Below are 22,841 nucleotides of genomic sequence, written 5' to 3'. Positions count from 1 at the left end.
AGCTCCTACTGCTGTACGAGAGGCGTCAGCTTCCGGTCCTGGGCCGGGATGCTCGGCGCCTCTCGCGTCTCCAGGCCGAAGGTGGTGAAGGCGGTGCGGCGCGGCAGCGGGTACGGCTCCTTGCCGGTGACCGAGTTGAGGATGGCCGCGCTGCGCCAGGCCGCGAGGCCCAGGTCGGGGGCGCCGACGCCGTGGGTGTGGCGCTCGGCGTTCTGGACGTACACGGAGCCCGTGACGGACGGGTCGAGGACCAGCCGGTACCGCTCGTCGACCCGCGGGCGGCCCGAGGAGTCGTGCCGCAGGTACGGGTCGAGTCCGGCGAGCATCCGCTCCACCGGGCGCTCCCGGTAGCCGGTCGCGAGGACGACGGCGTCGGTCGTGAGCCGCGAGCGGGTGGACTGCTGCACGTGCTCCAGGTGCAGCTCGACCTGGGTGGTGGCGACCCGCCCCGCGGTGCGGACCCGGACGCCGGGGGTGAGGACGGCGTCGGGCCAGCCGCCGTGCAGGGTGCGGCGGTAGAGCTCGTCGTGGATGGCGGCGATGGTGTCCGCGTCGATGCCCTTGTGCAACTGCCACTGGCGGGGCATGAGTTCGCCGCGCACCGGCTCGGGGAGGGCGTGGAAGTAGCGGGTGTAGTCGGGCGTGAAGTGCTCCAGGCCGAGCTTGGAGTACTCCATGGGGGCGAAGGCCTCGGTGCGGGCCAGCCAGTGGATGCGCTCGGCTCCGGCGGGGCGGGCGCGCAGCAGGTCGAGGAAGACCTCGGCGCCGGACTGGCCGGAACCGATGACCGTGACGTGCCCGGCGCGCAGGAGCGTCTCGCGGTGGCTGAGGTAGTCGGCCGAGTGGAACACCGGGACGCCGGGGGCGTCGACGAGCGGGCGGAGCGGCTCGGGGACGTACGGCTCGGTGCCGACGCCCAGGACGACGTTGCGGGTGTAGGCGCGGCCCAGGGCCTCGGCCTCGCCCTCCGGGTCGATCTGGGTGAAGTCGACCTCGAAGAGGCGCCGCTCCGGGTTCCAGCGGACGGAGTCCACCTGGTGGCCGAAGTTCAGTCCGGGGAGCCGCTCGCTGACCCAGCGGCAGTAGGCGTCGTACTCGGCGCGCTGGATGTGGAACTTCTCGGCGAAGTAGAAGGGGAAGAGGCGCTCGCGGCTCTTCAGGTAGTTGAGGAAGGTCCAGGGACTCGCGGGGTCGGCGAGGGTCACCAGGTCGGCCAGGAAGGGGACCTGGAGGGTGGCGCCGTCGAGGAGGAGCCCCGGGTGCCAGTGGAAGGCCGGCCGCTGCTCGTAGAAGGTGGCCGCGAGGCCGCCCGGGACGCCGTGCGCGAGGGCGGCGAGCGAGAGGTTGAAGGGGCCGATGCCGACGCCCACCAGGTCGTGGGGTTGGTCGAGGTCCTGCTGGGGGGTGCTGCCGGTCATCGGTGCGTGCTGCCTTCCACGAGGGTGAGGAACCGGGCGAGGTCGCCGGAGGTGGTGTGCGGGTTGAGCAGGGTGGCCTTGAGCCAGAGAACGCCCTCGGCCCGCGCCCGGCCGAGGACCGCGCGGCCTTCGGCGAGGAGCGTGCGGCGGATCGCGGCGACGGTCGTGTCGTCGGCGTCGGTGGGCCGGAAGAGGACGGTGGTGAGGACCGGGCGGGCGTGGAGGTCGAACCCCGCGGCCTTCTCCACCAGATCGGCGAACTCCTGGGCGAGGTCCATGCACCGGTCGACGAGCGCGCCGACTCCGCTGCGGCCGAAGGCCCTCAGAGTCACGGCCGTCTTGAGGACGTCGGGGCGGCGGGTGGTGCGCAGGGAGCGGCCGAGGAGGTCGGGGAGGCCGGCCTCGGTGTCGTCGTCGGCGTTGAGGTAGTCGGCGGTGTGGCCGAGGACGGCGAGGTCCTGCGTGTCGCGTACGGCGAGGAGTCCGGCGGCGGCCGGCTGCCAGCCGAGTTTGTGCAGGTCGACGGTGACGGTACGGGCCCGGTCGAGGCCGTCGAGGAGGCGGCGGTGGGTACGGCTGAGGAGGACGGGGCCGCCGTACGCGGCGTCGACGTGCAGATCGGCGCCGGCGCCCGCGGCCGCGCAGACGTCGGCGATCTCCGGGAGCGGGTCGATGAGGCCCTCGTCGGTGGTGCCGGCGGTGGCGGCGACGAGGACGGGCCCCGTCTCCCGGTCGAGGGCCTCCGCGAGGGCCGCCGGGTCCATGACCCCCGTCGGCGTGGGGACGGTGACCGGCTCGGGCAGGCCGAGGAGCCAGGCGGCGCGGCGGAAGGAGTGATGGGCGTTGGCGCCGACCACGATCCTCACGTCCGGGTGACGCTCCCGGGCGAGGAGCAGGGCGAGCTGATTGGACTCGGTGCCGCCGGTGGTGACGAGCGCGTCGGGGGCCTTCGCCGCGGGGAAGACCTCGGCCGCCAGGGCCGCCGTCACCTCGGCCTCCAGGGCGGAGGCCGCGGGCGCCTGGTCCCAGGAGTCCATGGACGGGTTCAGCGCCGAGGCGGCCAGATCGGCGGCCGCGGCGAGCGCGAGGGGCGGGGTGTGGAGGTGGGCGGCGCACAGGGGGTGAGCCGGGTCCGCGGCGCCCTCCGCGAGGGCCCGCACGAGGGTACGGAGGGCTTCGTCGGGTCCCGTGCCGGTGTCGGGGAGTACGGCTCCGAGCGCCGCGACCTTACGGGCCACTGCCTCCGGACCCCCCGCCGGCAGGGGTCCGCTCCTGACCTGCGCCCCTTCACGAAGGGCATCGAGAGCCGTGCCCAGGAGGCGGCTCAGGGCGGTGGGGTCGGAGGCGAGGGGCGGGGGTGCGGCACGCATGGACGACAGGGTGGCGGGCGGGGCGGGTCGTTGTCCGGGGAGTCGGGGGACGTGACCCGAACGAGGGACGCGGAGCGGTGCCCGCGCTCCCGCCGTGCTGGGCGGCGCCCCGCTGCGGTCCGGGCCCGCGCCCGGCGGGGCGGCGCCCTTCAGCGGCGCCTCCGCGTTCCGCGCCCTGGCCCGCACCAGTCGCTCGGGGCCCTTCGTCAGCACCCGCGCGGGCCACTGGCAGCGCGGGCTCCCCGACCGGCTCTTCGCGGGGAACGGCCTGGCGCCGCCGAGGATCGTCCGCGAGGGCGACGCGCCCAGCGCCACCGCGATCCTGGTGGCCGCCGGGCGTCGGACTCATCCCGGACACGGCCCGGCGCAGCGCCATCCGCGCCCCGGTCGCCCGGATCGCCGTCGACAGCGCCGACAGCCGGCCGGTGGGCGCCGCGCGCCTGATGCACGCGGCGCTGACCGGCCGAAACTGGTCGGGCGGACCGGTCCGGGCCGTCTCTTCCGGACGCCTAGCCGCGCACGCGCAGAGCCCGGCGCAGGTCGTCGAGCTGGTCGACGAGCTTGCGGTGGAGGGCCGGGATCATCGTGTCGTCGGCGAGGTGGGACTCGCCCAGGGCCAGGGCTTCGGCGTCGATCGCGTACGACGGGAAGGCGTAGCGGCCGGCGGCCTCGGCCATCGCGGGGCCCCGGCGGTCGCCGAGCGCGACGGCCGCCTCGTAGAAGCGCGGCACGTACTCCCGTACGAGCTCGGCCTGTTCGGGCTGCCAGAAGCCCTGGGCGGTGGCGGTGAACAGGTAGTTGGAGAGGTCGTCCGAGGCGAACATCGCCGACCAGGCGGTGGCCTTCGCCTCCGGGTCCGGCAGGGAGGCCCGGCAGCGGACCGCTCCCTCCTGGCCGGTGGCGCTCGGGTCCCGCTCCAGTTCGGCGGCGATCACGGTCTCGTCGGTGGCGCCGAGGACGGCGAGGCGGGCGAGGATCCGCCAGCGCAGCTCGGGGTCGAGCTCGGGGCCGCCGTGGACGGTGCCCTCGTCGAGCCAGGAGGCGATCTTGTCGGGGGTGGTGGCGCTGTCGATGCAGGCGCGGACGGCGGTGAGGCGCAGTCCGGGCGCCTCGCCGTCCTCGGTGCGGCGCAGCAGGGCGCGGGCGATCTCGCCGATGGTGGCGAGGGCGGCCGGGCGCTGCTCCTCGGTGACGTACCGGTCGGCGATCTGGGTGCGGGCGAAGCCGAGGACGCCTTGGACGAGGGCGAGTTCGGTCTCCTCGGGCAGGTGCGCGAGGGCGGTCTCCAGGTAGGCCGCGGGCTCCAGTTCGCCGTCCCGGACCATGTCGCGCAGGGCGTTCCAGATCACGGCGCGGGTCAGCGGGTCGGGGATGCGGGAGAGGCCGCGCAGGGCGCTCTCCTCGGAGACCTCGTCGAAGCGGAGCTTGGCGTAGCTGAGGTCGCCCTCGTTGAGGACGACGAGGGTGGGGCGCGGGCCGGTCAGCTCGACGGGCGCCTCCTGCGGGACGTCGAGCTCGTGGCGCTCGCGCAGGGTGAGCTCGCCGTCGGGCTGCCGGTCGTAGACCCCGGCCTGGACGCGGTGCGGGCGGCTGCCGTGGCGGTCGACGGTGAGCCGCCAGTGGGTGCCCTCGCCGTCGAGGCGGGGGGTGAGGGTGTCGACGCCCGTCGTGCGCAGCCACTGCTCGGCCCAGGCGTGGACGTCGCGGTCGGTGGCGGCGGCGAGGTTGTCGATGAAGTCGGCGAGGGTGGCGTTGCCGAACTTGTGGCGCTTGAAGTGGATGTTGATGCCGGCGAGGAAGTCCTTCTCGCCGAGCCAGGCGACGAGCTGGCGCAGGGCGGAGGCGCCCTTGGCGTAGGAGATGCCGTCGAAGTTGAGGAGGGCGGAGGCGGTGTCGGGGACGGCCTCCGGGTCGGGGGCGACGGGGTGGGTGGAGGGGCGCTGGTCCGCCTCGTACCCCCAGGCCTTGCGGGTGACGCCGAAGTCGATCCAGGTGTCGGGGAAGAGGTCGGAGCAGGCCTCGTTGACGGTCTGGAAGCCCATGTACTCGGCGAAGGACTCGTTCAGCCAGATGTCGTCCCACCAGCGCAGGGTGACGAGGTCGCCGAACCACATGTGGGCCATCTCGTGGGCGATGACCATGGCGCGGGTCTGCCGCTCGGTGACGGTGACGGCGGAGCGGAAGACGAACTCGTCGCGGAAGGTGACGAGTCCGGGGTTCTCCATGGCGCCGGCGTTGAACTCGGGGACGAAGGCCTGGTCGTACGAGTCGAAGGGGTACGGCTCGTCGAACTTCTCGTGGTAGCGGTCGTAGCAGGCCTTGGTGACGGCGAGGATCTCCTCGGCGTCGGCGTCCAGGTGGGCGGCGAGGGAGCGGCGGCAGTGGATGCCGAAGGGCAGGCCGGCGTGCTCGGTGCGGATGCTGTGCCAGGGGCCGGCGGCGACGCAGACGAAGTAGGTGGAGAGGAGCGGGGTGGGGGCGGCCTGCCAGCGGCCGTCCTCCTGCTGTTCGGTGATGCCGTTGGAGAGGACGGTCCAGCCCTCGGGGGCCTTGACGTTCAGCTCGAAGACGGCCTTCAGGTCGGGCTGGTCGAAGGCGGCGAAGACGCGCTGGACGTCCTCCATGAACAGCTGGGTGTAGACGTACGACTCGCCGTCGGTGGGGTCGGTGAAGCGGTGCATGCCCTCACCGGTGCGGGAGTACCGCATGGTGGTGCTGATGCTGAGGGTGTGCTCGCCCTCGGCGACGTGGAGCGGGAGCCGGTTGCCGTCGAGGGTGGTGACGTCGAGGGGCTCGTCGTCGAGGAGCGCGGAGTGCAGGGTCTCGGGCTTGAGCTCGACGAAGGTGTCCCCCGCGGCGCGGGCCGTGAAGCGGATGAGGCTCCGTGAGTCGAAGGTCTCGTCTCCGGTGGTGAGGTCGAGGTCCACGCGGTAGTGGTGGACGTCGAGGAGCTGGGCACGGGTCTGCGCTTCGTCGCGCGTCAGTACGGACATGGGCCCTATGCTGCCCGATCGCTCTCTTCCGGGGCAGGGGGTGTACGGAGCTCAGGCCAGGCCCGAGCCGTTCAGGTGGGTGAAGACGGCGGCGATGCGGGGGCGGTCGTAGCCCGCCGGTCCGGCGGCGCCACTGGAGATGAGGGTGTGGAGCAGGATCCGGGCCTTGGCGGGGTCGAGCGGACCGGCGGGGATCAGTCCGTGGTGCAGCAGGTCGTGCTCGGAGCCGGGGCTGCGGTAGGTGTGCGAGAGGGTGGGGCCGCCGCCCGTGCGGGAGGCGAGGACGACGGGGATGCGACGGGCGATCTCGGCGAGGGGTTCGACGAGCGGGGCGGGGGCGTGTCCGGCGCCGAAGGCGGCGACGACGAGGCCCTGGAAGCGGTCGTCGACGGCGTCGAGGAGTTCGCCGCGGTCGCCGAGGGAGAGGGTCACCAGGGCGACGCGGACGGAGGGGTCGAACTTCAGCGGGCAGAGCGCGGTGGGGGCGGCGGGGCGGAGCAGGATCCGCGGTTCGCCCTCGACGACGGTGCCGATCGGTCCGGCGCCCGGCGAGGCGAAGGTGGCGATCGAGGTGGTGTGGGTCTTGCGGGCGAGGCGGGCGGCGTGGATCTCGTCGGCGAGGACGACGAGGACGCCGAGGTTCCGGCAGGCGGGGTGGGCGGCGACGGCGAGCGCGGCGGCGAGGTTGGCGGGGCCGTCGGCGCCGGGCAGGTCGGGGCGGCGCATGGCACCGGTGACGACGATCGGCTGCTCGGTGGTGCAGAGCAGGTCGAGGAGGAAGGCGGTCTCCTCCAGGGTGTCGGTGCCCTGGACGACCACCACGCCGGAGCCGGCGGCGACGGCCGCGCGGACCTCCTCGGCGAGGGCCGCGAGGTCCTCGAAGGAGAGGGTGGAGCTGGGGACGCGGCGGAAGTCCCGCAGCTCGACGTCCTCGGGGGCGCCGAGCCCGGCGAGGACCTCCTGGCCGGTCATACGGGCCGCGTCACCGCCTCGCGCGGAGATGGTCCCTCCGAGGGTGAAGACCGTGACGCGGCTCATCAGCGTGCTCCGTCCGCAATCGTCTCGTGGTGGCGGATGACCTCGGCGATGATGAAGTTGAGGAGTTTCTCCGCGAAGGCCGGGTCCAGTTTCGCGCTCTCGGCGAGCTCCCGCAGCCGGGCGATCTGGCGGGCCTCGCGGGCGGGGTCGGCGGGCGGGAGCTGGTGCTCGGCCTTGAGGACGCCGACCTGCTGGGTGCACTTGAAGCGCTCGGCGAGCATGTGCACGACCGCCGCGTCGATGTTGTCGATGCTTTCGCGCAGCCGGGTCAGTTCGGCGATGACGGTCGGGTCGATGTCGCTGGTGTCGCTCATGATCTGCGAGCTTAGACGGATCTGGCCCGGATGGTGGGCGGGTGTTCGGGATCCGGAACGACGTTGCTCCAGCCGCCGTGCACGGACCGTCCCTGCTGTTCGCGGAAGCGGATGGGCGCGGTGCCGACCCGGCGGGTGAAGAGCCGGGAGAAGTAGGCGGGGTCGTCGTAGCCGACGCGGCGGGCGACGGCGGCGACGGGCAGCTCGGTGGCGGCGAGGAGTTCCTTGGCGCGGCCGAGGCGGACGGTGAGCAGGTAGTCCTTGGGGCTGCATCCGGCGGCGCGGCGGACGGCGGTGCGCAGCTCGGCGGGGGTCATGCCGTGCCGGGCCGCGTGGTCGGCGACGGAGAGCGGCTGGAAGGCGTCGCGGGCGAGGGCGGCGAGGACGGGGTCGCCGTCGGGGTTGGTGTCGGCGCGGGCCCGGCGCAGGGCGACGAGCAGTTCGTGGACGGCGGCGCCGGTCTCGACCTCCAGGAGGGGGTTGCCGGGGCGGGCGGCGCGGGCGATGCGGCCGATGGCGGCGCGGGCGGGGGCCGCGTCGGAGAGCGGGACGACGGGCCGGTCGGGCTCGATGTAGCCGAGTTCGGTGTAGGTGGCGGTGGCGGGTCCGGTGAAGTCGACGAAGGCCTCGTCCCAGCCGGTGGCGGGGTCGGCGGCGTAGTGGTGGGGGGTGCCGGGGGTGAGCCAGAGGAGGGCGGGGGCGGTGACGGTGGTGCGGCGCCCGTCGGCGCCCCGGTACCAGCCGCTGCCGGCGGAGACGACGACGGCGACGTGGTGGTCGAGGGTGCGCGGGCCGACGGTGGGCAGGGTGCCGTGCTGGAGTCCGACGCCGAGACAGACGAGGCCGAGGCGGTGGTGGACGGGTCCGGGCGTGAAGTAACGCATCCAGGTGTGGTACATCGCCGGGCCTCCGTAACGTCCAAACTGCGACGATCTTTGTCCATGGACCGCGCCGCCGCCAGGGGGTCAGGGTGAGGCCATGAGCACGTTCGCTGTGGGTGACGAGGACTTTCTGCTGGACGGACGGCCGGTGCGGCTGCTCTCGGGTGCGCTGCACTACTTCCGGGTGCACGAGGGGCACTGGGAGCACCGGCTCGGGATGCTGCGCGCGATGGGCCTCGACTGCGTGGAGACGTACGTCCCGTGGAACCTGCACGAGCCGGAGCCCGGCCGGTACGCGGACGTGGAGGCGCTCGGGCGGTTCCTGGACGCGGTGGGGCGGGCCGGGATGCGGGCGATCGTGCGCCCGGGTCCCTACATCTGCGCCGAGTGGGAGAACGGCGGTCTTCCGCACTGGCTGACCGGCCCGCTCGGGCGGCGGGTGCGGAGCCTCGACCCGGAGTTCCTGGCGCCGGTGGAGGCCTGGTTCCGGCGGCTGCTCCCCCAGGTGGTGGAGCGGCAGGTGGACCGGGGCGGTCCGGTGGTCCTGGTGCAGGTGGAGAACGAGTACGGGAGTTACGGGAGCGACCTGGGCTATCTGGAGTGGCTGGCGGGGCTGCTGCGGGAGTGCGGGGTGAGCGTGCCGCTGTTCACCTCGGACGGGCCCGAGGACCACATGCTGACGGGCGGTTCGGTGCCGGGGGTGCTGGCGACGGCGAACTTCGGCTCGGGGGCGCGGGAGGGCTTCGCGACGCTGCGCCGGCACCAGCCGTCGGGGCCGCTGATGTGCATGGAGTTCTGGTGCGGCTGGTTCGACCACTGGGGCACGGAGCACTCCGTACGGGAGGCGGCGGACGCGGCCGCGGCGCTGCGGGAGGTCCTGGAGTGCGGGGCCTCGGTCAATGTGTACATGGCGCACGGCGGGACGAACTTCGGCGGCTGGGCGGGCGCGAACCGGGACGGTGAGCTGCACGACGGTCCGCTGCGGGCGACGGTGACCTCGTACGACTACGACGCGCCGGTGGACGAGGCGGGGCGGCCGACGGAGAAGTTCTGGGCCTTCCGCGAGGTGCTCGCGCAGTACGCGCAGGGGCCGCTGCCGGAGCTGCCCGAGCCGCCGGCCCGGCTCGGCGCGCCGGTCTGCGGCGTGTTCGACGGGTGGGCGCCGCTGGACGGGGTCCTGGACGTCCTCGGCGGCGAGGAGACGGTGACGCCGGTGCCGCCGGCCTTCGAGGAGCTGGGGGTGGACCGCGGTCTGGTCCGCTACCGGGTGGCGGTGCCGGGACCCCGGCAGCCGTATCCGCTGGGTGTGACGGGGCTGCGGGACCGGGCGGTGGTGTACGTCGACGGGCTGCGGGCGGGGGTGCTGGACTCCTCGGACGGGGAGGACCCCGTCCTTCCGGAGCCGGTGGCCGGCCCCGCGGTGGTGGACCTGTGGGTGGAGTCCCTGGGCCGGGTCAACTACGGGCCGCGGGTCGGGGAGCCGAAGGGGATCACGGGCGGGGTACGGCACGAGCGGCAGTATCTGCACGGGGTACGGGCCAGGGGGCTGCGCCTGGACGCCTTCGAGCCGGCGGCGGTCGGCAAGGTGCCGTTCGGGCCGGTCTCCGGGGGGCCGGGCCTGCACCGGGGGGCGCTCGACGTGACCGGGGCCGGGGACGCGTGGCTGCGGCTGCCGGGCTCGACCCGTGGGTTCGTGTGGGTGAACGGTTTCTGCCTGGGCCGCTACTGGGTGGCGGGCCCGCAGGAGGCGCTGTTCGTGCCGGGCCCGGTGCTGCGGGAGGGCTCGAACGAGGTGTGGGTCCTGGAGCTGGAGGGCGGGGCGCCGGCCTCGGTGGAGCTGGACGTCCTCTGACACGGCGCACTGAATGGGTGAATCCAGCATGTGAAGGCGCCCCGGAGCCGAGGCCGCTCCGGGGCACCCGTTCACGAGCCGGCCGCTACAGCGTGGCGGCGGCGGACTTGATGGCGGAGGCGAAGGTCGAGACCTCCGTGTAGACGCCGGGGTAGCCGGCCCGGGCGCAGCCCTCGCCCCAGCTCACGATGCCGACCTGGATCCAGGCGCCGTTGTCGTCCTTGCGGAACATCGGGCCGCCGGAGTCGCCCTGGCAGGTGTCGACCCCGCCCTGGCTGTAGCCGGCGCAGATCTCCTCGGACGGGATGAGGTCGCTGCCGTAGGCGGTCTGGCAGGAGGCGTCGGAGACGAACGGGACGTTCGCCTTGAGCAGGTAGCGCTGCTGCGAGCCGCCCTCGCGGGCGGCGCCCCAGCCGGCGACGGTGAAGGTGCCGCTGTTGTACGCGGTGGTGTCGGCGATCTTCAGGTTGGGCAGCGAGGTGATGGGGCTGGCGAGCTTGATGAGCGCCCAGTCCTTGCCCTGGCCGTTGTAGCCGGGGGCCTGGAGGACCTTGGTGGACCGGACCTTGATGGCGCTGCTGGACTGGAGGTCCACGACTCCGGCGGTGGCGGTGATGCTGGTGTTGGTGCCGGAGCCGCTCACACAGTGGGCGGCGGTGAGGACGACCTGAGGGGTGATCAGGGAGCCGCCGCAGCCCATGGAGAGCCTGACCATCCAGGGGAACTCGCCCTGGGCGGCGCGGGTGCCGCCGACCACGGGGGCCGGGGCGGCGGAGGCGGTGGTGGTGGGCTGCAGGCTGACGGCCGCCAGGACGACGGCGCCGGCCGCGGCCAGCTTCTGGAGGGCACGGACCATGCGGTTCTGCTGCTTCACGTGTCTTCCTTCTCTCGTGGGGGGTCGGCCCCGACGGGCGGCGACACCGGCACCGCATTGGTGACATGCGCTCGTCAAGGTACGTCCGGATTATGGACAGCGCTCAACTGCCGCCACAAGAAAGCCTTTTCGGCCAGATCCGGTGGGTGGACCGTACAGTGGTCGGGAGAGGGGATCCGGCATGCAGAACCGTCATGAGGCCGACCGTGTCATCCACGGCTTTCCGCACCGCGCCGCCGTGCGGGCCTCGCTCACCGCGCTCTACCGCCGTCTCTCCCCCGACGGCGTGCACCGCTACCCCGGCAGCGTGACCGCCGCCGACGTCGCCCTCGGCGACGACGAGGACCTCCATCTGGGCGCCCAGCGGGTGGCCCACGCACTCGTCCGGCACCTGAGACTGCCCGAGGCGCGCATCGTGGTGAGCTTCCGGCCCATGGAGTACGCGGCGGCCGTCGAGCTCACCGCGGGCCCCGAGTACTTCGTGGAGCTCAACGACCGCTTCCGGACCCGCCGCCGGGACATCGGCGCGGCCCTCGCCCACGAGATCACCCACGTCCTGCTGCACCGGCTCGGCCTCGGCTTCCCCTCCACCGCCGAGAACGAGGTCCTCACCGATGTGACGACCACCTATCTCGGCGCCGGCTGGCTGCTGCTCGACGCCTACCGGCGCGACGGCGTCGAGAGCCAGAAGCTCGGCTATCTGACCCCGGAGGAGTTCGGCCACGTCCTCGCCAAGCGGGCCGAGGTCTTCGGCGAGGACCCCTCGCCGTGGTTCACCAGCGCGGTGGCGTACGAGGCGTGGGTACGGGGCCGGGCGGAGGCCGAACGGGAGCGGACCGCGCCGCCGCTCGCCGGGGCCGGCTGGGCCGAGCGCCGGCGGTACGCCGCGCAGCGGCGCCGGGGCCGGGCCGCCGAGGACGCCCCGTACGCCTTCGAGGGCGGCGCACCGGCGACCGGTGTCTCCTTCCCCTGCCCGGTCTGCGCCCAGCGGCTGCGGATCCCGGCGGGACGGGCGCTGCGGGCCCGGTGCGGGGTGTGCGGCTCGGTCCTCGACTGCGCCTCCTGAGACGGGGACGCGCGAATCGATTTGCGCCGTGCGCCGACGGCGCGTCAGGGTCGGGGCATGAGCACGTTGTTCGACGCCATCCGGGACGGGGACGAGAACGGGGCCGTACGGCTCCTGCGGGACGGGGCGGACCCCGAGGGCCGGGAGGACGGGGAGAGCGCCCTGTACCGTGCGGCCGTCGACGGCGAGGCGGGGATCGTGCGGGTCCTGCTCGCCGCCGGGGCCGACCCGGCCCGGCCCAGCGGCGAGGACGACGGCGACCTGCCGCTGTGCGGCGCGGCCTGCGGCGGACACACCGAGGTGGTGCGGGCCCTGCTCGCGGCGGGCGCGGCGGCCGACCAGGAGGAGTCGTACGGGTTCACGGCCCTCGCCTGGACGCTCCGTCTCGGCCATGCCGACACGGCACGGGTCCTCCTGGAGCACGGCGCCGACCCGGACCGGCCCGGACCCGACGGGCTCCTGCCGCTCGTCGCCGCGGCCCGGCGCGGCTCCAGCGGCTGTGTGCGGGCGCTCCTCGACCACGGGGCACAGGCCAGGGAGGCCGCGCTGCGGGAGGCCCGGCGGTGGATCGGCGCCGACATCGCGGCCGAGCTGCGGCGCGGGCTCGTCGCCGGGAACGAGGGCGGGCAGACGTACGAGGCGGTCGTCCGGCGGATCCGGGAGGAGGGCGGGATCACGGTGTGCGTCGAGCTGCTGCGGGAGAACGGCGCGCCCGGGCGCGGCGACGACCGGCAGACCGGGCACGCGGCGATCGCCACGCTCCTGGAGGCGTCGCTGGGCCTGCGCACCCCGCACGAGGAGCTCGCGGCGCGGGCGCTGCGCTGCGGCGACCCGGAGCTCGACGACTGGACGACGGCGGTGGCCGAACTGGCGGGCCGGGCCGACGAGGAGACCTTCGTGGCGGCGGCCGGGTGGTGCGCCTACCGGGATCCGCTGCGGCGGGCCCTCGGCGCGCGGGTGCTCGGTGCGCTGCCCGGCTTCGGTCCGGGCGCGGTCCCGGTCCTCCGCCGGCTCGCGGCGGAGGCGGCGCCCCCGGCGCGGGAGCCGGTGCTCTCGGCGGTGACCGCGCTCGGGGAGTGCGCGGACGCGGCCGCCGTGCCGGAACTGCTCGCGGCGGCCGGGCATCCCGACGCTGTGGTCCGCCGGGCGGTCGCGTCGGCGCTCGCCGGGATCGTGCCGGCCGGGCACGTCGAGGCGCTGGGGGTGGTCCTCGCGCTGAGCCGGGACGGCGACGCCCGGGTGCGGGACTGGGCGACGCTCGCGCTCGCCGAACTGCCGGACGACAACCCCCTCGTACGGGAGGGGCTCGCGGAGCGGCTCGGCGACACCGATCCGGAGACCGCGGCGGAGGCGGCGCGCGGTCTCGCGATCCGTCAGGACCCGCGGGCCGTCGACGCGCTGGCGTCGATCCTCGCGGACGGGGAGGCGGACGGCGCGGCGCGCGAGACGGCACTGGCCGCCCTGGAGCACGTGCACGACCGGCGGGTCAGGACCCGTCTGGAGTGGACGACGCCGCGCCGGAGCTGAGCCTTCCCGGCAGCGGGGGCAGCCGGGCGCGCCGGGACCCGTCCGGGTCCCGGCGCGCGCGTGCGGGTGAGAGGGGCGTCACCGGCCGCCGGCGGGGAGCCGCAGGCTCAGCAGGGCGGCGCCGGCGTAGGCCGCGAGGACCCAGGGCATCGCGGCGGAGAGGGAGAGGTCCGCGAAGTACGCGGTGCCGATGGCGGCCGCGCCGAGGGCGCCGCCGAACTGCTGGGCGGTGGAGAAGACGCCCGACGCTCCGCCCGCGAGTTCGGCCGGGGCGGCCGAGAGGACGATGCCGACGAGCGGGACGACGAGGAGGCCGAGGCCGGCGCCCGCGACGGCGAGGCCGGGCGCCAGGGGCCAGGCGCCGGTGTGGACGGGGGCCGCGGTGTCCATCGCGTACCAGACCCAGCCGTAGCCGCCGGCCATGAGGAGGGCGCCCGCGGTGGGGACGTACCGGCCGAGCCTGGCGGCGAGCGGTTCGGCGGCCGGGGCCGTGAGGAAGCCGCCCGCCGAGAAGGCGGCCATCAGGACGCCCGCCTGCGTCGGGGTGTAGCCCTGGCCGCCCTGCAGCCAGATCGCGAGGACCAGGAAGAAGCCCTGCATCCCGAGGGCGAAGAGCAGCTGGACGGCGAGCCCGTACGAGAAGGCCGGGACGGTGAAGATCCGCCGGGGCAGCACCGAGCCGCGTGCGGCGACCCCGGCCACCGCGAGGGCGCCGGCGGCGAGGAGGCCCCAGCCCCACAGCGGCCAGCCCCAGCCGCGGCCCTGGACGAGCGGCAGGACGACGGCGACGAGTCCGGCGGCGAGGACGAGGCTGCCGAGCAGCGGGGGCCGGGTGGCGGCCTGCTCGCGGGTGCCGGGGACGAGGACGACGGCGGCGGCGAGGGTGAGGACGGAGACGGGCACGTTGACGAGGAAGACGCTGCGCCAGCCGAGCCCGAAGAGGTCCGCGTCGGTGAGGACCCCGCCGAGCAGCAGCCCGATCGCGGAGGCGAAGCCGGCCACCGCGCCGTACATCCCGAAGACCTTGCCGCGGTCCTTGCCGCGGAAGAGGCTCTGGAAGGAGCCGAGCACCTGCGGCATCAGCACGGCGGCGGCCACGCCCTGCACCGCGCGGGCCGCGATCAGCCCGCCGGGGCTCTGGGCGAGGCCGCAGGCGAGGCTGGCGAGGCCGAAGCCGGCGGTGCCGGCGAGGAAGAGCGCCTTCCGGCCGTACCGGTCGCCGAGCCGTCCCGCGACGACGAGGGTCGCGGCGAAGCCCAGGAGGTAGGCGGAGACGGTCCACTGGAGGGCGCTCTCGGAGGCGCCGAGGCCGCGCCCGAGGGAGGGCAGGGCGACGTTGACGATGGTGACGTCCACCAGGTCCATCAGGGCGGCGACCATCATGACGACGGCGGCGGCCCAGCGGCGCGGGTGGACGGTGAAGTGGTCGCCGGTGGCGGCGGTCGTGGTGGTCGTGGACATCTCGCCCCTCCCATCGTGATTTATTTCGTTCGGGCGAACGAAATAAAGATGACAGGGGCTCGGCCTTGATCGCAAGCCTTTCGTTCGGCCGAACGAAATGAATTTTGCTAGGCTGCCGCCATGAGCGAGCAGGACACCGCACAGGACCAGGAACGGGACGCGGTCGTCGCCGCCCTCACCACCGCCGGCCGGGACTCCAGCGCCGCCTCCGTCGCCTTCCACTCGGCGGTCGCGGCCCAGCAGGACCTGGGCCCGACCGAGACCAAGACGCTCGACCTGCTCGAACGGCACGGCCCCCTCACCGCCAAGGAGCTGGCCGAGCACTCGGGCCTGGCCCCCGCCTCCGTCACCGGGCTCGTCGACCGCCTGGAGCGCAAGGGCTTCGTGCGCAGGGTGAAGCACCCGACGGACAAGCGCCGGGTGCTCGTGGAGCCCCGCCCCGAGAAGCTCGCCGAGCTCGCCCCGCTCTTCGACGACTGGGCGCGTGAGGTGCACGAGCTCTACGAGGAGTTCACGACCGAGGAGCTGGCGACGATCACCCGCTTCCTCACGGGCGCGACGGAACGCCAGCGGGCCGCCACCAAGCGCCTCACGGAGTAGCCCGCGCGGCCCGATGGCCGCACACCCCTCCCCTTCGGCCCTCCCGGCTGCTACGTTCCTCGCCAGCACGCCACCTAACTAACGTTAGGTGGAAGAGCGGCCCCGCGGGCCCGTCCGCCCACGGCTGTCCCACCCGTGTCCGTCTGCCGTACGGCCCTCCGCCGTACGTCCGTCAGTCCGTAAGGGAGTCCAGCCATGCCCTTGTCCCGACGCGCACTGCTCACCACCACCGGCGCCGCCGCCCTGCTGTCGGTGCTGCCCACGGAGGCGAGCGCCCGCACCCGCACCCGCACCCGCACGGCGACCGCGATCCGGCAGATCCCGCTCCAGGGCGCCGTCAACGTCCGCGATCTCGGTGGGTACCTCACCTACGACGGCGCCCCGGTCCGGCAGGGCCTCGCCTACCGCGGCGACCACCTCGCCAAGCTCACCGACGCCGACCTCACGACCCTCGCCGGACTCGGCCTCGGCACCGTCGTCGACCTGCGGATCCCGCTGGAGGTCCAGTACGACGGCGCCGACCGGCTGCCCGCCGGCACGGCCCCCGTCGCCCGGCCCGTCACCGACAACGGGCTCTTCGGGCAGCTGATGGCCGCGATCGGCTCCCGCGACCCGGTGCGCCAGGAGGAGATGCTCGGCGGCGGGCGGGCCGCCGCCTTCATGCGCGAGGTGTACCGCACCTTCGTGACCGACGCCGCGAACCGGGCCGCCCTCGCGGCCACCCTGCGGGACCTGGCCGATCCCCGCCGGGGGCCGCTGCTTCTGCACTGCACCTCCGGCAAGGACCGCACCGGCTGGACGAGCTGGCTCCTGCTCACCCTCCTCGGGGTGCCCGAGACCTCCGCCCGCGCGGACTACCTGGCCTCCAACACCTTCCGCGCCGCCTACGACGCACGGGTGCGGGAGGGCCTCAAGCAGAGCGGGCTCATGCAGAACCCGGACCTGATCGTGCCGCTCCAGGAGGTGCGGGACGCATACCTGGACACCGCCCTCGACCAGGTCCGCACCTCCTACGGGAGCCTCTTCCGTTACGTGTCGGTCGGCCTCGGCCTGGAGCTGCGCGAGCTCGCGGCGCTCCGCGCACGGCTCGTGCCGGACGCCTGACGCCCGCCCCGGCCCGCGCCGGCCGCCGCACCGCGCCCGGCACCCGAGCCGGAACCCCGGCCGGCGCCGGAGCCGCGCCCCGCACCGCCCGCTCCCCGGCCGGAGCCGCCCGCGCCGCCGGAAGCCCGGCCCGTGCCCGTCGCGGCGCCGGAGCCCCGGCTTCCGGAGGGGGCGGCGGACCCGCGGCCGCCGGACGTGCCGGAGCCGCGGCCCGACGACGGTGCGGCCGTGTCCGTACCACCGCTTCCGGAACCGGCCGGACGGCGACGACGACGGCCGCCCGTGCCACCGGTTCCCGTCGCCTTGCGCGGCGGGGTCGGCTGCGGGGTCTCGATGACGACCGGGACGCCCGAGGGCTCCCGGGCGCCGGTCAGCTCGGCGAGCTCCTCGTCGCTGGACCTGATCTGCGCCGTACGGGGGCTGATGCCCGCGTTCGACATCAGCCGGCCCATGTCCCGCTTCTGCTCGGGCAGGACCAGCGTGAAGACGCTGCCGGACTCGCCGGCGCGGGCCGTGCGGCCGCCCCGGTGCAGGTAGTCCTTGTGGTCGATCGGCGGGTCCACGTTCACGACCATGTCGAGGTCGTCCACGTGGATGCCGCGCGCCGCCACGTTCGTCGCGACCAGCGTGGTGACCTGGCCGGTCTTGAACTGGTCCAGGGTCCGGTTCCGCTGCGGCTGCGAACGGCCGCCGTGCAGCCCCGAGGCCCGCACGCCGTTCGCCAGGAGCCGCTTGACCAGCCGGTCCACCGACCGCTTGGTGTCCATGAACAGGATCGTGCGGCCTTCACGGGCCGCGATCCGCAGCGTGACGGCCTTCTTGTCCGTCTCGTCGAGCACGTAGAGCAGGTGGTGCTCCATCGTGGTCACCGCACCGGCCGACGGGTCGACCGAGTGCACGACCGGGTCGTCCAGGAACATCTTGACGAGCTTGTCGATGTTCCGGTCGAGGGTCGCCGAGAACAGCAGTCGCTGCCCGCCCGGCTCGACCTGCTTCAGCAGCTTCGTGACCTGCGGCAGGAAGCCCATGTCGGCCATCTGGTCGGCCTCGTCCAGGACCGTGACGGCCACCTGGTCCAGTCGGCAGTCGCCCCGCTCGATGAGGTCGTGCAGCCGGCCGGGCGTCGCGATGAGCACCTCGGCGCCGCGCCGCAGGGACGAGGACTGCCGGGAGATCGACATGCCGCCGACGACCGTGGCGATCCGCAGCCGCAGCGCCGAGGCGTACGGGGTGAGCGCGTCGGTCACCTGCTGCGCCAGCTCGCGGGTCGGCACCAGGACCAGCGCGAGGGGCGCGGTCGGCTCGGCCCTGCGGCCGGCGGTGCGGGCGAGGAGCGCGAGCCCGAAGGCGAGGGTCTTGCCGGAGCCGGTACGCCCCCGGCCGAGCACGTCGCGCCCGGCGATCGAGTTCGGCAGGGTCGCGGCCTGGATCGGGAACGGCTCCGTCACACCCTGCTCGGTGAGCGTCCGCAGCAGCGCGGCCGGCATGTCCAGGTCCTCGAAGGACGCCACGGGCGGCAGCGCGGGCGTCACCGTCTCCGGCGGAGTGAACTCCTGCGGCGGCGGGGGCGCGGCGGGACGACGGCCGCCGCGGGGGCCCTTCGGCTGGGACGTGGACTTCGCCTGGGCGGTGCGGGGGCCGCGCTTGTGGGGGCGTTCGGAGCGGGTCATTCGTGCCTTCCTGGCCGGTGCGCGGCACAGCCGGGGCCCGCACCTGCGCGATGCGGGCCCCGGCTGTTCTCCCGGAACACGCGGTGCGGGCCCCGGCTGTTTCTCCCCGGAACACGCGGTGCGGGCCCCGGCTGTTTCTACCCGGAACAATAGTGCGCCCCGGGACCTTCCCGCCCCGGTCGACCCCTCGTCCGCCCCGTTCCGGGTCCCGCCGTGAGCGGCGTCACAGCGGTCCGGTCGATGACGGTCCCGGCGGTCCGGTCGGTGACGGCACCACGACCCGATCGGTGACGGTCCCGGCGGTCCGGTCAGTCGCGGCGTACGGCGACCCCGTCCAGGACCATCGACAGGTACTGGCGGGCGATCTCCTCCGGGCTGTGCTGTCCGCCCGGCCGGTACCAGGACGCGGCGACCCAGACGGTGTCGCGCACGAAGCGGTAGGTCAGCCGGACGTCGAGGTCGCCGCGGAAGACCCCCTCCGCGACCCCGCGCTCCAGGGTTCCGAGCCAGGCCTTCTCGAACCTGCGCTGCGAGTCGACGAGGTAGCCGAAGCGGGGCTGGTCGACGAGGTGCTGGGACTCCTTCTGGTAGATCGCGACGGCGGCACGGTGCCGGTCGATCTCCCGGAAGGACTCGGTGACCAGGGCCTCGATCGTCTCGCGGGGGCCGAGCCCGGCGCCGAGGACGGCGTCGTACCCCTCCCACAGCTCGTTCAGGAAGGTGGAGAGGATCTCGTCGAGCATCGACTCCTTGGAGTCGAAGTGGTAGTAGAGGCTGCCGGCGAGCATCCCGGCGGCGTCCGCGATCTTGCGGACGGTGGTGGCGTTGTACCCCTGGGCGGCGAACACCTCGGCCGCCGTGTCGAGGAGTTCACGGCGCCGCTCGGGCCCGCCGCTCACCTGGGTCTTCTTCTTGCTTGCAGTGTTCGGCACGTGCCCATTGTGGTCCTCCGCGCGCCGCGCCGGTCACGGGTCAGGCGTCCTCGCGGGGCGGACTGTCGTCGTTGCCGCGCCGCAGCGACTTGGTCGGGCGTCCCGGCGCCCAGCTGCGGAAGCGGATCTCCTCGCCGTCCACCCAGGTCCGTACGACCTCGGTCGGCTCCACGCGGAAGAGGTGGAAGGGCTGTGGTTCGCCCGCCTCTGCCGCGTACCGGTCCAGCTTCTCCGGGTCGGTGACCTCGACCGCCCGCCCCGAGATGCGGACGTCCCCGCCGCCCATGTCGGTGCCGGGACCCGGGTTGGCGAGCAGCGCGAACCGGGGGTCGCGGCGCAGGTCCAGCGCCTTGCGGGAGTTCGGCATCATGCCGAGCCAGAGCTCCCCGTCGCGGAAGTCGGCCTCGATGCCGCTGAGCCGGGGCGAGCCGTCCCTGCGGAGGGTGGCGAGGGCGTGGTGCGTGTACTGCCCGAAGCGCTCGCGCACGGTCGCGGCGAACTCGGGCTCGGCGGCCTCGAAGGCCGCCCAGGTGGTTCCGGTGTCTCCCATGGCCGTGTCTCCCATGGTTGCGTCTCCCATGAGTCCAGGAAACACCGGATACCCGACAGCCACTGTCCGGATTGCTCCGGACTCACCGGCGGATTCAGGCGGTCGCCGCGCGCTCCGCCTTGCTGCGCTCCACGCAGAACTCGTTGCCCTCGGGGTCCTTCAGGGTCGCCCAGCCGGTGCCGTCCGGGTTCCGGTGGTCCTCGAACAGCGTGGCGCCGAGCCCGAGGAGCCGCTCGACCTCCTCGTCCCGGGTGCGGTCCTGGGGCTGGAGGTCGAGGTGGACCCGGTTCTTCCCCGCCTTCCCCTCGGGGACCTGGATGAAGAGGAGGTTCGCGCCGGGCGACTCGAGGAGCGCCTCCGGGTCGCCGGGGAAGTCGTCGTCTGCGAGCTTCGCGTCGAGGGCGGAGGCCCACCAGCTCCCCAGGGCGTAGGCGTCGGCGCAGTCGATGGTCACGTGGCGTACGAGAGAGGTCATGGGCCGCATGATCGCGCGCTTCGTCGTCCCGGGCCACCGAATTCCCCCAACGATCAGTCCGCGGTGGCGAGTTGCCTTCCCTCGGTGACCGCGACGAGCGCGGCGAGCGAGGAGCGCGTGCCCTGGAGGTCCTGGATCTTCTCGTCGATGGCGTCGAGCTGGGCGACGAGCATCGGGCTGAGGCAGGGCTCGATCTCCGCCTCGCTGCCGCAGACGCAGTCGAGGACCTCGGCGATGACCCGGGTCGGCAGTCCGGCGCCGAGGAGGGCGCGGATGCGGCGGACGACGGCGGGGGCGTCGGGGCCGTAGACCCGCTGGCCGCCGGGGGTGCGCTCGGAGGCGAGGAGGCCCTGCTCCTCGTAGTACCGGAGCAGCCGGACGCTGACCCCGGTCTCGCGCGCCAGCTCACCGATCTTCATGTGACCCCCCTCACATTCGCCCGTCCGCGCTTGAACCTCACATCCGTGTGAGCTCCTACGGTTCCGGGCATGACGAACGACATCAACTCCTCGGACACGACGATATTCCAGCTCGGCGGCGACCTCCCGGTCCGGCGTGTCGGGTACGGCACGATGCGACTCGCCGACGCTCCCGGCGACCCGACCGGCCCGGAGGCCCGCATCTGGACGGCCCCGGCCGACCGGGCGGCGGCGGTGGCTCTGCTGCGGACGGCCGCCGAGGCGGGGGTGACCCTCTTCGACACGGCCGACGCGTACGCCCTGGGGGCCGGCGAGGAGCTGCTCGCCGAGGCCCTGCACCCGTACGGCGAGGGGGTCGCGGTGGCCACCAAGGTCGGCGTGGTCCGGCCCTCCCCCACCGAGTGGGTGCCGCTCGGCCACCCCGCCTATCTGCGCCAGCAGGCCGAGCTGAGCCTGCGCCGGCTGCGTACGGAACGGATCGACCTCCTCTATCTCCACCGTCTCGACGAGAACGTCCCGGTCGCCGAGCAGGTCGGCGCCCTGAAGCGGCTCCAGGAGGAGGGCAAGGTCCGGCACATCGGGCTCTCGGAGGTGACGGTGGAGCAGCTCACCGAGGCCGAGGCGACGGCGCCGATCGCGGCGGTGCAGAACCTCTACAACCTGGCGGCCCGCGAGCACGACCCGGTCGTCGACCACACGGCCGGTCGCGGGATCGCGTTCGTGCCGTTCTTCCCGGTCGCCATGGGCGGGCACGCGGGCCCGGACGGGCCGGTCGCCCGCGTGGCGCGCGAGCTCGGTGCGACGCCGTCCCAGACGGCCCTGGCGTGGCTGCTGCACCGGGCCCCGCACGTCCTCCCGATCCCCGGCACGTCCTCGGCGGCCCACCTGGTGGAGAACCTGGGCGCGCTCGACCTCGCCCTCACCGAGGAGCAGTTCGACCGCCTGGGAGCAGCTGCGGGTTCATGACCGGACGACGCCCTGGGCCCGGGCCGCGGCGAGCCAGGCGGGGAACTCCGAGACGAGCCGGTCGTACAGCTCGGCGTCGGGGACCCGGCTCGGGTCCTGGCCGGCGTGGAAGAAGCCGGCGTTGTCGAGGGGGCGCTTCGCCGGCACGTCCAGCTCGTCGAGCCGGCGCAGGAACTCGAACTGCCGGCTTCCGGGGTCGCCGAAGCCGATGAACTGCCAGAAGATGGGCAGCCGGGCCGCCTTGCAGACGTACCGCTCGGCGGCGAGCTTGTTGATCGGCCCTCCGTCGGTCTGGAAGACGACGAGCGCGGGCGCGGTGGAGCCGCTGTCGAGGTAGTGGTCGATGACGGCGTCCATGGCGAGGTGGTAGCTCGTCTTGCCCATGTGGCCGAGCCCGGCGACGATCCGGTCGATCCGGCCGACGTGGTCGTCGAGCCGGATGTCGGTCTCGGCGTCGATGTCGGTGGAGAAGAACACCACCGGCACCCGCCCGTCGTCGTCGAGGTGCGCGGAGAGGCCGAGGACCCGGTCCGCCAGGGCCTGCACGGCGCCGCTGTTGTAGTACGGCTTCATGGACCCCGAGTAGTCGACCACGAGGTACACGGCGACCCGCTGGCCGCCGATGCCGTGCCGGGCCAGGGAGGCACCCGCCTCCTTGTAGAGACTCACCAGCGCGGGCGCGGTCTCCTCGACCTTCCGCAGGCTCAGTGCCATCTACTGCTCCCCCTCCAGTTCTTCGATGTCCGCGAGCATGGCGTCGGCCAGGTCGCGTTCGGCCGTGTAGTACCGCTCGGCCCAGGTGAGGGTGAGCCGTGGGTACGCCCAGGCCTCGTCGGCCCCCGCGTCGGCCACGTCCGCCTCGGCGCGGCGCCGCATGCCCTCGGCGTACTCCCGGTGCGCGGCCAGGATCTCCCGCATCCGTTCGGGTTCGAGGAGGTGGCCGAGCCAGAGCCGCAGCATCGGCCCGTGCTTGAGGACGGGCGGGTCGAGGGGGGCCGTGCGGGCCCAGGTGCGGACGGCGTCGAGGCCCTCGTCGGTGATGCGGTAGACCCGCTTGTCGCGGGTGCCGGCCTCGGGGGCGACGAGCCGCGAGGTGGCGTAGCCGCTGTTCTCCAGGCGCTTGAGCTCGCTGTAGATCTGACTGAAGGAGGGGCTCCAGTAGAAGAGGCCGAGGGACCGGTCGGACCACTTCTTGACGTCGTAGCCGGACAACTCCCGTCCGTGGGAGAGCAGTCCGAGCACGGCCCAGCTGGTCGCGGGAAGCTCTGGCACGCTCTCTCGGTCCACCACGACCGGCAGTCTACGACCCTTCCTTCCTCCCTCTATGCCTG

General features: G+C 74.0%; 21 protein-coding genes. 6 read left to right on the top strand and 15 right to left on the bottom strand.

Annotated features, from left to right (window positions below; translation table 11 throughout):
• Positions 1–5: 5 nt before the first annotated feature.
• From ABT041_RS08245 to ABT041_RS08220, 6 genes are all read right to left on the bottom strand, one after another.
• Positions 6–1,418, bottom strand: a complete 1,413-nt coding sequence (locus tag ABT041_RS08245) for a lysine N(6)-hydroxylase/L-ornithine N(5)-oxygenase family protein (RefSeq protein WP_351180889.1) — start codon at positions 1,416–1,418, stop codon at positions 6–8.
• A complete protein-coding gene (locus tag ABT041_RS08240) occupies positions 1,415–2,788 on the bottom strand; it encodes a pyridoxal phosphate-dependent decarboxylase family protein (RefSeq protein WP_351180886.1) in 1,374 nt (457 codons plus the stop codon). The genes ABT041_RS08245 and ABT041_RS08240 overlap by 4 nt, the downstream gene beginning before the upstream one ends.
• Before the next feature lie 509 nt (positions 2,789–3,297).
• The gene (gene pepN / locus ABT041_RS08235) at positions 3,298–5,781 is read right to left on the bottom strand and encodes an aminopeptidase N (protein WP_351180883.1); all 2,484 of its coding nucleotides are present in this window, start codon (positions 5,779–5,781) and stop codon (positions 3,298–3,300) included.
• Positions 5,782–5,832: 51 nt separating this feature from the next.
• On the bottom strand, positions 5,833–6,819 hold the full coding sequence (locus ABT041_RS08230; protein ID WP_351180880.1) for an asparaginase: 987 nt from the start codon (positions 6,817–6,819) through the stop codon (positions 5,833–5,835).
• Complete coding sequence (locus tag ABT041_RS08225; protein WP_351180877.1) at positions 6,819–7,133, bottom strand: chorismate mutase; 315 nt, start codon at positions 7,131–7,133, stop codon at positions 6,819–6,821. The genes ABT041_RS08230 and ABT041_RS08225 overlap by 1 nt, the downstream gene beginning before the upstream one ends.
• An 11-nt stretch (positions 7,134–7,144) precedes the next feature.
• Complete coding sequence (locus tag ABT041_RS08220; protein WP_351180874.1) at positions 7,145–8,032, bottom strand: helix-turn-helix transcriptional regulator; 888 nt, start codon at positions 8,030–8,032, stop codon at positions 7,145–7,147.
• 79 nt (positions 8,033–8,111) lie between these two features.
• Here ABT041_RS08220 and ABT041_RS08215 point away from each other — a divergent pair, with 79 nt between their 5' ends.
• Complete coding sequence (locus ABT041_RS08215; protein ID WP_351180871.1) at positions 8,112–9,866, top strand: glycoside hydrolase family 35 protein; 1,755 nt, start codon at positions 8,112–8,114, stop codon at positions 9,864–9,866.
• An 85-nt stretch (positions 9,867–9,951) separates the two neighbouring features.
• Here the strand turns inward: ABT041_RS08215 and ABT041_RS08210 are convergent, their stop codons facing one another.
• Positions 9,952–10,722: a S1 family peptidase gene (locus ABT041_RS08210; RefSeq protein WP_351181064.1), complete on the bottom strand. Its 771-nt coding sequence runs from the start codon at positions 10,720–10,722 to the stop codon at positions 9,952–9,954.
• 199 nt (positions 10,723–10,921) lie between these two features.
• Between ABT041_RS08210 and ABT041_RS08205 the strand changes: the two genes are divergently transcribed.
• Positions 10,922–11,806, top strand: a complete 885-nt coding sequence (locus ABT041_RS08205) for a hypothetical protein (RefSeq protein ID WP_351180868.1) — start codon at positions 10,922–10,924, stop codon at positions 11,804–11,806.
• Positions 11,807–11,863: 57 nt separating this feature from the next.
• Positions 11,864–13,333 (top strand): ankyrin repeat domain-containing protein, encoded by a 1,470-nt coding sequence (locus ABT041_RS08200; protein WP_351180865.1) that lies wholly within the window; start codon positions 11,864–11,866, stop codon positions 13,331–13,333.
• Between the two features lie 78 nt (positions 13,334–13,411).
• Here the strand turns inward: ABT041_RS08200 and ABT041_RS08195 are convergent, their stop codons facing one another.
• Positions 13,412–14,794, bottom strand: coding sequence for an MFS transporter (locus ABT041_RS08195; RefSeq protein WP_351180862.1), 1,383 nt, complete (start codon positions 14,792–14,794; stop codon positions 13,412–13,414).
• A 120-nt stretch (positions 14,795–14,914) separates the two neighbouring features.
• Here ABT041_RS08195 and ABT041_RS08190 point away from each other — a divergent pair, with 120 nt between their 5' ends.
• Both ABT041_RS08190 and ABT041_RS08185 read left to right on the top strand, forming a co-directional pair.
• On the top strand, positions 14,915–15,394 hold the full coding sequence (locus tag ABT041_RS08190) for a MarR family winged helix-turn-helix transcriptional regulator (RefSeq protein WP_351180859.1): 480 nt from the start codon (positions 14,915–14,917) through the stop codon (positions 15,392–15,394).
• A 195-nt stretch (positions 15,395–15,589) separates the two neighbouring features.
• Positions 15,590–16,498 (top strand): tyrosine-protein phosphatase, encoded by a 909-nt coding sequence (locus tag ABT041_RS08185; RefSeq protein WP_351180856.1) that lies wholly within the window; start codon positions 15,590–15,592, stop codon positions 16,496–16,498.
• Here ABT041_RS08185 and ABT041_RS08180 read toward each other — a convergent pair.
• From ABT041_RS08180 to ABT041_RS08160, 5 genes are all read right to left on the bottom strand, one after another.
• Entirely contained in the window at positions 16,423–18,168 is a 1,746-nt protein-coding gene (locus ABT041_RS08180) for a DEAD/DEAH box helicase (RefSeq protein WP_351180853.1), read from the bottom strand. The two genes, ABT041_RS08185 and ABT041_RS08180, sit on opposite strands and share 76 nt — an antisense overlap.
• Positions 18,169–18,476: 308 nt before the next feature.
• On the bottom strand, positions 18,477–19,100 hold the full coding sequence (locus ABT041_RS08175) for a TetR/AcrR family transcriptional regulator (protein WP_351180850.1): 624 nt from the start codon (positions 19,098–19,100) through the stop codon (positions 18,477–18,479).
• A 40-nt stretch (positions 19,101–19,140) separates the two neighbouring features.
• Positions 19,141–19,650: a pyridoxamine 5'-phosphate oxidase family protein gene (locus ABT041_RS08170; RefSeq protein WP_351180847.1), complete on the bottom strand. Its 510-nt coding sequence runs from the start codon at positions 19,648–19,650 to the stop codon at positions 19,141–19,143.
• A gap of 94 nt (positions 19,651–19,744) precedes the next feature.
• Positions 19,745–20,125: a VOC family protein gene (locus ABT041_RS08165; protein ID WP_351180844.1), complete on the bottom strand. Its 381-nt coding sequence runs from the start codon at positions 20,123–20,125 to the stop codon at positions 19,745–19,747.
• Positions 20,126–20,178: 53 nt separating this feature from the next.
• Positions 20,179–20,544, bottom strand: a complete 366-nt coding sequence (locus ABT041_RS08160; protein ID WP_351180841.1) for a MerR family transcriptional regulator — start codon at positions 20,542–20,544, stop codon at positions 20,179–20,181.
• Between the two features lie 69 nt (positions 20,545–20,613).
• Between ABT041_RS08160 and ABT041_RS08155 the strand changes: the two genes are divergently transcribed.
• Entirely contained in the window at positions 20,614–21,510 is an 897-nt protein-coding gene (locus tag ABT041_RS08155; protein WP_351180838.1) for an aldo/keto reductase, read from the top strand.
• Here ABT041_RS08155 and ABT041_RS08150 read toward each other — a convergent pair.
• Together ABT041_RS08150 and ABT041_RS08145 are read right to left on the bottom strand one after the other, a co-directional pair.
• The gene (locus ABT041_RS08150; RefSeq protein ID WP_351180835.1) at positions 21,505–22,224 is read right to left on the bottom strand and encodes a VWA domain-containing protein; all 720 of its coding nucleotides are present in this window, start codon (positions 22,222–22,224) and stop codon (positions 21,505–21,507) included. The two genes, ABT041_RS08155 and ABT041_RS08150, sit on opposite strands and share 6 nt — an antisense overlap.
• Complete coding sequence (locus tag ABT041_RS08145; protein ID WP_351180832.1) at positions 22,225–22,800, bottom strand: PadR family transcriptional regulator; 576 nt, start codon at positions 22,798–22,800, stop codon at positions 22,225–22,227.
• Positions 22,801–22,841: the final 41 nt, after the last annotated feature.

It is taken from the genome of Streptomyces sp. NPDC002825, from assembly GCF_040295385.1.
GTDB lineage: Bacteria > Actinomycetota > Actinomycetes > Streptomycetales > Streptomycetaceae > Streptomyces.
The sequence above is the reverse complement of the archived record's forward strand: the minus strand, read 5'-3'. Positions and strand labels throughout refer to the sequence as shown.